The sequence below is a fragment of the Micromonospora sp. R311 genome (assembly GCF_056780015.1).
The window spans coordinates 80294-92794 of record NZ_JBSWCE010000012.1; the positions used below are offsets into that span (position 1 = coordinate 80294).

A 12501-nucleotide genomic window follows, 5' to 3' on the forward strand; every position below is an offset into this window, starting at 1 on the left:
CGTGACCCGCACTTCCGACCGGATCCGCCGGTTCCGGCTCACCCTGGCCGGGCTGGCCGGCGCCGCGCTGATCGCCGCCGGCTGCACCCTCCCGGCGCTCGCGCCCCGGGCGGAGACCGACGGCGAGGCCGCCGCGCCGGGCGCCGCGCCGACCTGGCGGGCCTGCCCGGAGGTCGCCGAGGACCTGGTCGGCCGGGGCGCACCCGACATGCGCTACGAGTGCGCCCGGATCCAGGTGCCTCGCAACTGGGGCACCGGCGCCGGGGCCACCGCCGGGCCGGGCGCCGGCGAGACCTTCGAGATCGCGCTGCTGCGGGCCCGTTCCAGCAAGCAGCGCGACCGGATCGGCTCGCTGGTGATCAACCCGGGCGGGCCGGGCGGTTCCGGCGTGGACACCGCCGTCTACCTCTCCTTCGGCCCGGCGTTCGGCGGGCTGCCGGCCGCGGTGACCGACCGCTTCGACATCGTCGGCTTCGACCCGCGCGGGGTGTCCCGGTCCAGCCCGGTGAAGTGCATCTCCGACGCCGACCTGGACGCCAGCTTCGGCTACGACCCGGATCCGGAGAGCCAGCCGGCGTTCGACGGCTTCGTCGCGCTCAGCCAGCGGATCGGGCGCGGCTGCGGCGAACGCTACGGCGACCAGCTTCCGCTCTACGGCACCGAGCAGGCCGCCCGGGACATGGACGCGGTGCGCGCCGCGGTCGGCGACGACAAGCTCACCTACCTCGGCTATTCCTACGGCACCCTGCTCGGCGCCACGTACGCGCAGCTCTACCCGCAGCGGGTGCGCGCCCTGGTGCTGGACGGCGCGGTCGACCCGAAGATGGGCCTGATCGCCGGCTCGGAGAGCCAGGCCAAGGGCTTCGAGCGGGCCTTCGACAACTTCGCCCGGTGGTGCGCCGCCAACGCCGGCCGCTGCCCGATCGCCCCGGACGCCCGGGCCGCGGTCACCTCGGCGATCGACAAGGCCCGGGTCTCCCCGGTGCGCGGCGACGACGGCCGGGAGGCCACCCCGGGCTGGGTCTTCTACGCGGTCATCTCCTCGCTCTACACCGAGGCCGGGTGGCAGGAACTGGCCCGGGCGGTCGAGCGGCTGGAGGGCGGCGACCCGGAGCAGGTGTTCCGCCTCGCCGACGCGTACGCCGGCCGGGAGGAGGACGGGCACTACTCGAACCTCTTCGACGCCAACCTGGCGGTGAACTGCGCCGACGAGGAGGAGAAGCCGAGCCGGGAGCGGATCCGCCAGCTGCAGTCGCAGTGGCGGGAGAAGTATCCGCTGTTCGGTCCGGCGCTCGCCGTCGGCATGCTCTCCTGCACCGAGTGGCCGGGGGGCCGCGACCCCTACCCGACGGGCCGGGCCGACGGCGCCCCGCCGATCGTGGTGGTGGGCACCACCGGCGACCCGGCGACCCCGTACGAGCAGACCGGCGCGCTCGCCGCGATGCTCGGCGTGGGCCGGGTGCTGACCTGGGAGGGCGAGGGGCACACCGCCTATCCGCAGACCTCCTGCATCACCGATGCCGTCGACGCCTATCTGATCGACCTGACCGTTCCCAGGGTGGGGCTGCGCTGCCCGGCCCGCTGACCGGCCGCTCCGGCGGCAGGTCCGGCAGCTCGATGCCGTTGCGGATGGCGATCTCCTCCAGCAGCGCCTTCATCCGGCGGACGTCGGCCTTGAGCTGCTCCTGCTCGTCGTGCTCGAAAGCGTCGTCGTCGACGATGAGCCGGCTGGCGAAGTGCGCGGTGATCAGCGGGATGACCAGCAGCACCATGGTGGAGATGAGCAGCGCGGCGAGGGTGCGGCCGGCCCAGGTGGTGGGCGAGATGTCCCCGTACCCGACGGTGGAGGCGGTCACCACCGCCCACCAGACGGCGTCGGCGGGGCTGCGGTTCTCCACCTCGCCGTAGATGATCCCGGCCACCACGATCATCAGGAGGTACGAGGTGATCAGCGTCCGGGGTGAGTTGGCGAACCAGATCAGTCCCCGGTAGATCCACCGGAACGGCAGCAGCAGGACGTCCATGCCGCATCATGCTGCCCGGTGCCGGCAACCAGCGCCCGCACATCGGCCCGCGTCGCTGTGCCAGGCTGGCCGGCATGAGCGACGTGATCTTCCGTGAAGCGGTCCGGGCCGATCTGCCCGCGATCGTCGCCCTGCTCGCCGACGACGTGCTCGGCAAGGCGCGCGACCACGCCGAGGTGGACGCGGCGTACGAGAAGGCGTTCGCCGACATCACCGCCGACCCGCGCAACCAGCTGATCGTGGCCGACGCCGGCGGCGAGCTGCTCGGCTGCATGCAGCTCACCTACATTCCGGGGCTGGGCCGGCACGGCGCCGAGCGGCAGCTGATCGAGTCGGTGCGGGTCCGCTCGGACCAGCGGGGGCAGGGGCTCGGCCGGACGATGATGACCTGGGCCATCGACCAGGCGAAGCAGCGGGGCTGCGCGCTGGTGCAGCTCACCACGGACAAGACCCGCCACGACGCGCACCGGTTCTACCTGGGCCTGGGCTTCGTCGCCAGCCACGAGGGGATGAAGCTCCCGCTCTGATCCCGCGCTCCTCAGGATCCACGCGGCTTCCGGGAGGTGGTCCCCTGCCGCACCCGGCGAGGCGACCACCGCCGGCAGTTGCCGGATCTTGGCGAAGGTGGCGCGCGCATCGGCCTCTCCCCGGCCCGGCGATCCGGCGGGCGCGCTCCCCCGCGTCGGGGAGACGGTTCCCCCGCCGGCGGGGCGTCCGGCCCTCCTCGGCCGGCCAGGCTGGAACGGCAGCCGAGGAACGGAGTCCGTCATGAGCAGCGCAACCGCCGTCGCCCCCGCCGCGTCACGTCATTCCCGGGACGGGCGTCCGGCACCCCGGTGGGCGGTGCGGACCGCCCACCTGATCCCCCTGCTCACCCTCCCGTCGGGGCTGTGGCGCATCGCGCTGGTGGCCGGCGTCCCGCTCGGCACGGTCGGCGTCGACGGACCGATCCGGGGATGGCTGGCCGTTTACATCGTCTCGCTGAGCCTGGTCTCCGAGGCGCTGGCGCTGCTCTCGATCGGGCTGGTCCGGCCGTGGGGCGAGCTCTTCCCGCGCTGGCTGCCGCTGGTCGGCGGCCGGCGGGTGCCGCCGCCGTTCGCCGAGACCGCGGCCACCGCCGGCGCCGTCGGGCTCATCCTGATCTGGGGGTACGCCGCTGGCGGCCTGCTCTGGGGCGGCAACGACCTGGGCCTCACCCCGGGCGGTCTGGCGCTGCTGGTGGCCTGCTACGCGCCGCTGCTGCTCTGGGGGCCGCTGCTGCTCGCCCTCACCGCCGCCTACCACCGGCGCCGCTGCCGGGACTGAGCGTGGCCGGCCGAAACCGGTAGCCGTGCCCGGCCGGCGGGTCCGCACCGTGGTTCGGTGCGAACCCGCCGCGGTCAGTCGGTGACCAGGTGGCCGTCGCGCAGGGTCAGGACCCGGTCGGCCAGGTCGATCAACGCGGGGTCGTGGGTCGCGACCAGGGCGGTCATTCCCCGGGCGTGCACCACCGCGCGCAGCAGGTCCATGATCGACCGGCCGGTCTCCGAGTCGAGCTGGCCGGTCGGCTCGTCGGCGATCAGCAGGTCCGGCTCGTTGGCCAGGGCGCGGGCCACGGCCACCCGCTGCTGCTGACCGCCGGAGAGCTCGTACGGCCGCTGCGCCGCGTGCCCGCCGAGGCCGACCAGCTCCAGCAGCACCGCCACCCGCTCCTCCCGCTCCGCCGCCGGCACCCGGGCCAGCCGCAGCGGCACCCCGACGTTCTCCGCGGCGGAGAGGATCGGCACCAGCCCGAAGGTCTGGAAGACGAACCCGATGGTGCCCCGGCGCAGCTCCAGCAGCTCCCGCTCACCGGCGCTGGTCACCTCGTGCCCGGCCACCACCACCCGGCCGGCGTTCGGCCGGTCCAGCCCCCCGACCAGGTTCAGCAGGGTGGTCTTGCCCGCGCCGGAACGCCCCCGGACGGCGACCAGCTCGCCGCGCCCGGCCCGGAACGAGACGTCCCGGACGGCGTGCACGGCGTGCTCGCCGCGGCCGAAGGTCCGGCTCAGCCCCTCCACCCGGACCACCTCGTCGGTCACCACGGCGCTCCCGCCGGCGGCCCGACCCTCCACCACGACGTCCCGCTCACTCATGCCGGTCCTCCGCTCCGCTGCGTGCCCTCACGAGGCACCAGCGCACCGCGCCCGATGATCCGCTCGCTCATGCCCCCGCCTCCCGCTCGTCCCGGGCACGGTCGCCCGGGCGTACCTCCACGTGGTCCGGCTCCAGGTTGAGCCGGACCCGGTCCCGCAGCGACAGCGCGTCGACGAAGGACCCCGGCAGCTGCATCCGGCCGGACCGGTCGAGCACCGCGTACTCCTCGGCGACCACCTCGGTGCTGCCGTCGGCACCGACCCGCGCGGTCCGGCGTACCTCCGAGGCGGTCCGGCCGTCGCGGATCGCGACCGTCCGGCGGACCTGCTCGGCGACGGCGTGGTCGTGGGTGACCACCACGATGGTCACCCCCAGCTCGGCGTTGATGGTCCGGAGCGCGGCGAAGACCTCGGCGCCGGTGGCCTCGTCCAGCTCGCCGGTGGGCTCGTCGGCGAAGAGCACCTCGGGGTCGTTGGCCACCGCCACCGCCACCGCGCAGCGCTGCTGCTCGCCACCGCTCAGCTGGCCGGGCCGGCGGTCCGCGCAGTACCCGACACCCACCATGTCGAGCAGCTCGCGGGCCCGCTGCCGGCGCGCCCGGCGGCCGCCGCCCCGCCCCGCCAGCTGCATCGGCAGCTCGACGTTCTCCAGCGCGGTCAGGTACGGCAGCAGGTTGCGGCCGGTCTGCTGCCACACGAACCCGACCATCTCCCGGCGGTAGCTCAGCCGGCGGCGGGTGGACAGGTTGAGCAGGTCGTAGTCGGCCACCCGGGCGATGCCGGCGGTCGGCGTGTCCAGCCCGGAGAGGATGTTCAGCAGGGTGGACTTGCCGGAGCCGGACGCGCCCACGATCGCCACCAGCTCACCCCGGTCGATCACCAGGTCGAGCCCCTGCAGCGCGACCACCTCGACACCCTCGGTCTTGAAGATGCGCACCAGGCCGTCGCAGACGATGTGCCCGCGCAACCGGTCCCGGCCGCCGGCCCGCTCGGCCGCCCGCTCGGCGGCCCGCGCCTGCATCGCGGCCAGGTCCGGCACGACCGGGGTCTGGGCGGTAGCGGTCATCTCAGCTCTCCTCTCCGAGCCGGAGCACCTCACCGAGGCGCAGCCGGCGGTTGTTCAGGGCCTCGACGGCGACCGCGAAGCCGAGGGCGACCGCCCCGAGCGCGACGATCCCGGCGAGCAGGCCGGGCTCGAACGCCACCCGGACGGGGGCGCCGCTGGTGAAGGCCGACAGGCCGAGCACCGGGGTGAGCAGCAGCGGCAGCAACGTCCCGACCAGCGCGCCGGTGAGCACCGACGCGCCCACCAGCGGAGCCAGCTCCACCAGGAGCAGCCCCCGCCACTGCCGGCGGGACAGGCCGAGCGTGCGGAGTCGGGACAGCACCTGACCGCGCGCCCGCGCGCCGGCCAGCACGGTGAAGGCGATCGCGAGCAGGCCCAGCGCGGTGCCCCCGGCCGCGCCGGAGACGAAGCCGAAGACCAGTACGCCGTTCGCCCCGCCCTCGCCGAGCTGCCGGCGGGCGTCCGCCCAGGTGAGGACCTCCACGTCGAGCGGTCGCTCCGACCCGACGATCGTCCCGCCCTGCTGGAAGCGGGCCTGGCCCTCGTTGCCGACCCGGCGCAGCTGCTCGGGGTCGAGGGCGTCGCCGGCGACCAGGAAGCCGGTCGGTACGGCGGCGTAGTGGCGGCGGGGCAGGGACTGCCAGGGCAGGATCACGAACCGGGTGTCGTTCGCCCGGAGCATCGGAAAGCTCTCCGCCCGGTCGGCCACCCGGAACTCGTACCGCTGGCCCTGCACGGTGACGAAGGCGGAGCCGTCCAGGCCGGCGTCGGCCAGCTCCGTCGCGACGGTTGGGGAGACCACCGCGGGCACCGGCCCGGATCCGTCATCGCGGGTGAGCAGCGCCCCGGGCACCGTCACGTCGACGCCGGCCGCGTCGGTGACCCGGGCCAGGGCCGGCCCGTCGACCAGCACGACGCTGATCTCGCGCAGCCGGGCGTCGGTGCCGACAGCATCCTTCGCGAGCCGCTGCCCCGCCTCGTGCAGCACCGGACCGGCCGCCCGCACACCGGGGAGCCGTTCCAGCTCGGCGCCGGTCTCCGGGGCCAGCCGCTGGCCCCGGATCAGCGCGTCGGCGGGGACCTGCCGGCTGGCGGCCCCGTCCCGGCTGGCCTCGATGCCCGCGGCGACGACCGCGCAGAACGCCGCGGTCGCGATGGCCAGCACGACGACCACCAGCGGGGCGACGACCACCGCCCGGCCGGCCCGGGCGGTGCCGAGGAACGTCACGGTGCCCCGCGCCCGGGCGGCGAGCCGGCTGACCAGGCGCAGCGGCCACGGGTAGAGGCGCACCGCCAGCACGGCCGCGGCGACGGCGAGCAGCACCGGGACCGAGACGAGCAGCGGATCGACCTCGCCGAGGGTCAGGCCACGGCGGCGCAGCAGCACCACCGCGAGGACGGCGAGCACCAGCAGGCCGGCCTCCAGCGTCACCCGACGCGCGGAGGGACGCAGCCGGATCAGGTCGCGCCGCCCGGCGACACCGGTCGGCACGGCGAGCGTCGCCACCGGCAGCGCCAGCGTGAACAGGACGGCCGCGACGACGGCGATCAGCGCGGTGTCGCCGGCCGCCCCGGGCGCCAGGTTGCCGAGCGACCAGCCGAGCCCGGCGGCCGGGGGCACCACCAGGAGTGACTCGGCGAGGCTGCGGCGGGCCCCGCCGGTGGCCGTACCGCCCCGGGCGCGGATCAGGGTGAACTCGGCGCGTCGGCGGCGGACGGTCAGCCCGGTGGCCAGCAGGACCAGCCCGGCCAGGGTCGCCATGACGCCGGCCGCGATCACCGCGAGGACGGTGCGGGCGGCGTCCACCCCGAAGCTGAACTCCCGCAGCGGGATGTCCACGCCCTGGACGAAGGTGTGGCCCTGCGCCTGCCGGCTCATCTGTTGGATGCTGTCGAGGAGCCCGTCCAGCGCGCGAGCGTCGATGCCGTCGATGCCCAGCCGGTAGCGCCAACTGAACCGCAGGCCCCGGCCCTCATCCGCGAGGCGGTCCAGCATGGCGCCGTCGACGACGCCGAGGGCGACGAACGGCAGGCCGTCCCCCGGCGGCTCGACCACGCGCAGGATCTGCGGCAGGCCCTGCCAGATGCCGTCCGCGCGCTCGCGGGGCTCGAACACGCCCACCACGGAGATCGGGACGGGATCCGGGGGGTTCTCCGCCGCCTCACGGGTGTAGGGCCGGCCGCCGGCACCGGGGGGTGTGCTGGCGAGGATGAGCCGGCTGCCAACCCGCAGATTCAGCTTGCCGGCCACCTCGGCGGCCAGCGCCACCTGCACCGGCTGACCGGCCGGGGCCCCCTTGTCGGGCCAGCGCCCCTCGATCAGCCTGCCGGCCTCCGCGACCCCCGGCACGCTTCGCAGACCGAGGTCCACCAGGAGGTTCTTCGCCGCCAGATCCCGACCCCGGACCCGGCCCGGATCGGTCTCCGCGGTGAACCACCGCTGCTCGACCGTCCGGCGCACGTTCGGTGGCATCCCGGCTTCCAGCGTCTCCAGCTCGGCCTCGTACGTGGCCATCAACGACCTGCCGTCGCCCGCGCTGTAGACCGGCGCCGGGCAGGATTGGGAGTAGGGGGAGCACGGATCGGTCGAGTACGTCAGGTCCCGCCGCTCGGCCGGTTGGCCGGCCAGGAACGTCCGCAGGCCGTGGTCCACGTGCCAGTTCACCACCCGCGGCACCCCGCTGATCAGCATCGTGGCGACCAGCGTCAGCGCCGCCAGCAGCAGGAACTGCCCGCCGTACGCCCGGATCCGGCGAATGGCCGCGCCGATGCTCATCGCGTCGTCTCCCCGCGCTCGGTGGTCCGTCCGTTCCGCCCGGTCACCGCTCTCCCCCGATCCGCAACTGCGCCGCCGCCACCCGCTGCCGGATGCCGAGGGCGATGAACACGCTGAAGGCCAGCGCCGCCAGCAGGAGGCCGACCGCGGTCGCCCCGATCGGCGCCCAGGGCAGCGCGAACGCCGCCTCGGGCACCGGCCGGCCGGCGGCCGGCGTGAGGATGACCAGCGGAGCCATGGACGCGCCGACCACCGCGCCCAGCAGCAGACCGACGCCGACGCCGATCCCGGCCAGGAAGGTCTGCTCGGCCAGCAGCGCCCGGGCCAGCAGCCGGGGACTGGCGCCGAGCGTGTGCAGCACGGCGAACTCGGTCAGCCGGTGCCGCGCGGTGGCCCAGACGTCCACCACCAGCCCGACCAGCGCGAGCAGCACGGAGCCCAGCGCGGCGGCGAGCAGCCCGGTCCGGGCCCCCTGCCAGTACGGGTCCCGGGCGGCGTCCCCGGCGACGTCGCGCCGGTCGAGGACGGTGGTGCCGGCCAGTTCGGTGGCGGCCCGGGCCGCCGCGTCGTGCCCACCGGTTTCGGTGCTCACCCACCATTCCGGCACCGGCCGCACCACGCCCTGCGACCGGACCAGCCAGTCCATCGCGGCGGGCAGGTCCAGCAGCACCCCGGCCCCGGCGGCGGACGGCAGCGCGTCCACCTCGCCGACCAGGGTGACCGGCACGGAAACGCCGGAGAGCGCGAGGGTGTAGGTGTCCCCTTCGCGCAGGCTCAGCGCTTCCCGCGCGGCCGGGGTCATCAGCGCCGGCACCGGCGGGTTGTCGCCGTCGGGCACGACCGCGAACCGGGACGGCGGCTGGAAGGCGAACCGGCCACCCGCGCGGAAGTCGACCGCGTGGTCGGCGGTCAGCCCGCTCGGTGTCACCGGCACGGTGATGCGGTCCTTCGGCAGGCCGCTGGTCGCCACCCACCTGCCGCCGAGCTCCGCCGGGCGCGCCGCGCCGTCGGCCCCGACCAGCTTCAGGTCACCGACCGCCAGCCGGTACGACCGGCCCGCCGCGTCGCCGCCGTCGACCTCGAAGCCGGCCAGCCGCAGCCCGGCGCCGCCGGTCTCGGGCAGCTTGACGGCGAACGGGACGGCCCGGCCGTCGCTGTCCGCGGTGGCCACCGGCAGCCGGAAGGCCAACCCGTCAGGCTGGGTCAGCAGGACCGACACGGCGATCTGGTGCGGGCGTACCGCGTCCTGGACGGGGGTGCGGATGGTGCCGGTGAGCGAGCGGGTGCCGGCGGGCAACTCCACCCCGGCCGGGGCGGCACGCCTGCTCACCAGCCGGTCGTACAGCGCCGGCAGCGGAACGTCGGCGAGCCGCTCGTCGAACCGCACCACGTCGGCCGCGGCGGCCGCGTCCACGGTCACCACGGTCACCGGCAGGTCGTTCCGGCCGAGGCGCACCTCGTCCCGCCAGGCCGGCAGCGTCCGGTCGACGCCGGCCAGGGCGGCGAACTCCCCGGCGCGCTGCGCCACGCGCTCAGCCGATACCCCGCCGGCTCGTTCGACAACTCGCAGGTCGGCGCCGACCGTGTGGTCGGCCTGGTCGAGGTGGGACTGCTCGCCGGTGGCGACCAGCGACCAGGCGAGCGTGCTGCCGCCGACGGCGAGCGCGAGCAGCAGCACCGGCCCGGCGTGCGGGCGGCGGCCGGCCTGCCACATGCCGAGCATGGTCGCCGTCCACAGCTTGCGGTCGATGAACCGTTCGGCGAACCGGGTGGCCGGCGGGAGCAGCCGCAACGCCACCACCGCGCCGGCCAGCACGCCGAGCGTCGGCGCGGCGACCAGCAGCGGGTCGAGTCCGAGCCGGCCGGCGGCGCCGGCCAGCGGGGAGGAGTACTGGCGCAGCTGGGCCCAGGCCAGCACGGCGAGCGCGACCAGCGCCAGGTCGAGGCTGGCCCGCTGCACGGTGGCCGAGCGGCTGGGCCGGGACAGGGCCGCCATGTCGGCCACGTACGTCCCGGCGCCGCGCAGCGTCGGGGCGACCATGGCGACCAGGCACCCGGCGGCGGTGGCGGACGCCGCCGCCCAGACCAGCGTGCCGCCGCCACCGGTGGTGCTCAGCTCGACCGGGCCGCCGGTGCCCACCAGCCGCAGCGCCTCACCGGCCAGCAACGGCCCGAGCAGGGCGGCCGGGAGGACGACCAGGGTCGCCTCGCGGGCGGCGAGGCCGGCCAGCTGCCGCCGCGCCGCGCCGCGGGCCCGCAGCAGGGCGGTCTGGCCCCGCCGGTCCTCGTGCAACAGCGCGGCGACCAGCACCAGCGCGTACCCGCCGAGGACCACGATCAGCAGCAGCGGGGTGGCCAGCGCGGACCGGCCGACCAGGTCGGCCCGGGCGATCCGGTCGATCAGCCGCTCCATCGAGGTGACGGTGCGGGCGGAGGAGCCGAGGCCGGCCGCCTCGGGCACCTCGGCCACCGCCTCGGCCATCGACCGGCGCAGCTCGGGCAGGCGGCCGACGCCGGTCGCGACGAGGTCCGGCTCGACCACCCAGGACGCGGAGACCGAGCCCGGGAAGATCGCCTCGAAGTCGGCCCGGTCCAGCACGAACGGCCCGTACGAGGTGCCCGAGTCGGCGACGCTGCCGGCGCCCACCCCGGGGGCCAGCTGCCAGTACGGGTCGGTCGCGTCGCGCGGCCGCCAGGTGCCGGCGAGCACCACCTCGCTGGACCGTTCGCTGGCGCGGTCGCGCAGCGGCACCCGGGCGCCCGGGGTCAGCCCCAGGGCGCCGGCGACCTTCTCGGGGAGCGTCACCTGCGCCGGCACCGCCCCGGCGGTCGGCCAGGCGCCGCCGGTGAGTTCCGCGTGCGTGGGCAGGTCGTCCAGGGTGGCGAGGTTGGCGAAGATCGGATCGTCGTCCGTCCGCACCACCGGGCCCAGGTCGCCGGTGAGTTCCCGGCCGGTGCCGTAGCGGGCGCCGGTGACGGTGAGCGGTGCGCCACCGAGCTTGCCGGCGAAGCCGTCGCGGATCGCCCGGTCCCGGGTGGCGAACTCGGCCACGTCCCTGCCGGCGGAGCCGGTCACCAGCAGGCTGCGTTCCTCGACCGGCGCGCCGGCGAGCAGGGCGCGCTGCCCGGCCTCGACCGCCCGGCGGCTGTAGTCGGAGAGCCCGGTGACCAACGCGACCGCGACCAGTGCCGCCACCACGGCGGCGGCCAGCAGCCCCCGTGCCGCCCGGGCCCGCCTCCACACCAGCTTCATCCGACGCCCTCCCCTGGCCCCCGTCGGGCCGACGAACAGCTAAAGCGGTGACGGGTCGGGAAAGGTTCGCGCCCGTTACTTGATCGTTACCCGGTGACGCTCAGCCGGGCACGGGGCGCGGCGGTGCCTTGATCCACCCGAGGTGCGGCATCCCGGGCTGTCGCCGGCCCGGGACGCCCCGACCTGCCGCAACGCGAGTCGACCAACCGCCGATATCCGCACGGTGTCGCCGATCCGGCGGTATCGGCCCTGGGTGGATACCGCCACATCGCCGATGCGGAGCAGCCGAGGGCCATCCCGGGCACTGGCGCCGGAGTGCTTCGATCGGCGGCATGGAGACTCCGCTCACCGTCCTGCTGGTGGCCGTCGTCGCGCTGCTCATCGCACAGTTGCCCGGCATCGGCCAACAGGCCCGCACCGCCTACCGGCTCAACGAGATCGAGCGCCGGCTGAAGCTCGTCATGGACCACCTGGGGGTGGTCGATCCGAACCCGATGCCGGCGGAGGTCCGGGAGCACCTGGCCCGGGGCGACAAGATCAAGGCGATCGCCGCGTACCGGAAGGTGACCGGCGCCGACCTGCGCTCGGCCAAGGCGGCCGTCGAGAGCCTCACCGGCCGCCGCTGACGGCACTCAGTCGGTCGACAGCTCAGGCCGGTGCTGCCGGATCCACTTCTCGACGTCAGACTTCCGCCACACCTTGCCCATCGCCAACACCGCGATCGGTTCGGGGAAGTTCCGCTGATTGGCGATCACGCTCGCTCGCTGGCGCGACACGTTCCCGAGCATCTCCCGGATCTCTGCGACGCCCACAAGCTCCACAGGGTTGACGGTAGGCAGCGGCACAGACGTTGCGCTCCGACAACTACGGAGACTATTGACATAGACAACAGGTCGGGGCACCCTGGAGAGGTGATCGAGCCAGAGGCTTCCGCTGCTGGCAGGCAACCTCTGGGCAGCCTGCACCGGGTGCACCAACACCTGCCCATGCGTCCGCTCTGGCGGTGCCGCGTGTGCGCCGCCGCGTGGCCGTGCCCGGCTGCCCGCATGCTGCTGCGGCACGAGTTCCAGGCTGACCGGGTTGCGCTCTCCATCTACATGGCCAGCCAACTGTTCGACGCGACGGCTGACCTCCTCAGACTCAACCCCAACTCCTGCCGCAAACCGGCAGAGCTGTTCGAGCGGTTCCTCGCGTGGACCGTCCAGCGGCCGACCCAGGAACCATGGAATTCCTTGATCGGATGATGGTCAGCAGGTCGTGAAGCGGTG

The 12501-nt window shown here is 75.1% G+C and carries 11 protein-coding genes; 5 read left to right on the forward strand and 6 right to left on the reverse strand.

Features of this window, described 5'->3' with window-relative positions:
• Positions 1 to 22 precede the first annotated feature (22 nt).
• Positions 23 to 1585, forward strand: a complete 1563-nt coding sequence (locus AC1WTP_RS12660; protein WP_481649500.1) for an alpha/beta hydrolase — start codon at positions 23 to 25, stop codon at positions 1583 to 1585.
• On the opposite strand, the gene AC1WTP_RS12665 is transcribed toward AC1WTP_RS12660, so the two are convergent.
• On the reverse strand, positions 1512 to 2024 hold the full coding sequence (locus AC1WTP_RS12665; protein ID WP_481649421.1) for a potassium channel family protein: 513 nt from the start codon (positions 2022 to 2024) through the stop codon (positions 1512 to 1514). The genes AC1WTP_RS12660 and AC1WTP_RS12665 overlap by 74 nt on opposite strands.
• A gap of 74 nt (positions 2025 to 2098) precedes the next feature.
• Here AC1WTP_RS12665 and AC1WTP_RS12670 point away from each other — a divergent pair, with 74 nt between their 5' ends.
• Positions 2099 to 2551 (forward strand): N-acetyltransferase family protein, encoded by a 453-nt coding sequence (locus tag AC1WTP_RS12670; RefSeq protein ID WP_481649422.1) that lies wholly within the window; start codon positions 2099 to 2101, stop codon positions 2549 to 2551.
• Positions 2552 to 2792: 241 nt separating this feature from the next.
• Complete coding sequence (locus AC1WTP_RS12675) at positions 2793 to 3329, forward strand: hypothetical protein (protein WP_481649423.1); 537 nt, start codon at positions 2793 to 2795, stop codon at positions 3327 to 3329.
• A gap of 74 nt (positions 3330 to 3403) precedes the next feature.
• Here the strand turns inward: AC1WTP_RS12675 and AC1WTP_RS12680 are convergent, their stop codons facing one another.
• From AC1WTP_RS12680 to AC1WTP_RS12695, 4 genes are all read right to left on the reverse strand, one after another.
• Positions 3404 to 4138, reverse strand: a complete 735-nt coding sequence (locus tag AC1WTP_RS12680) for an ABC transporter ATP-binding protein (RefSeq protein ID WP_481649424.1) — start codon at positions 4136 to 4138, stop codon at positions 3404 to 3406.
• 67 nt (positions 4139 to 4205) lie between these two features.
• Positions 4206 to 5204: an ABC transporter ATP-binding protein gene (locus tag AC1WTP_RS12685; RefSeq protein WP_481649425.1), complete on the reverse strand. Its 999-nt coding sequence runs from the start codon at positions 5202 to 5204 to the stop codon at positions 4206 to 4208.
• Position 5205: 1 nt separating this feature from the next.
• Entirely contained in the window at positions 5206 to 7980 is a 2775-nt protein-coding gene (locus AC1WTP_RS12690; RefSeq protein ID WP_481649426.1) for an FtsX-like permease family protein, read from the reverse strand.
• Positions 7981 to 8023: 43 nt separating this feature from the next.
• Positions 8024 to 11233, reverse strand: a complete 3210-nt coding sequence (locus AC1WTP_RS12695) for an FtsX-like permease family protein (RefSeq protein ID WP_481649427.1) — start codon at positions 11231 to 11233, stop codon at positions 8024 to 8026.
• 332 nt (positions 11234 to 11565) lie between these two features.
• Here AC1WTP_RS12695 and AC1WTP_RS12700 point away from each other — a divergent pair, with 332 nt between their 5' ends.
• Positions 11566 to 11859: a hypothetical protein gene (locus AC1WTP_RS12700; protein ID WP_481649428.1), complete on the forward strand. Its 294-nt coding sequence runs from the start codon at positions 11566 to 11568 to the stop codon at positions 11857 to 11859.
• Positions 11860 to 11865: 6 nt separating this feature from the next.
• On the opposite strand, the gene AC1WTP_RS12705 is transcribed toward AC1WTP_RS12700, so the two are convergent.
• Positions 11866 to 12054 (reverse strand): helix-turn-helix transcriptional regulator, encoded by a 189-nt coding sequence (locus AC1WTP_RS12705; protein ID WP_481649429.1) that lies wholly within the window; start codon positions 12052 to 12054, stop codon positions 11866 to 11868.
• A gap of 90 nt (positions 12055 to 12144) precedes the next feature.
• Between AC1WTP_RS12705 and AC1WTP_RS12710 the strand changes: the two genes are divergently transcribed.
• A complete protein-coding gene (locus AC1WTP_RS12710) occupies positions 12145 to 12477 on the forward strand; it encodes a hypothetical protein (RefSeq protein ID WP_481649430.1) in 333 nt (110 codons plus the stop codon).
• Positions 12478 to 12501 lie beyond the last annotated feature (24 nt).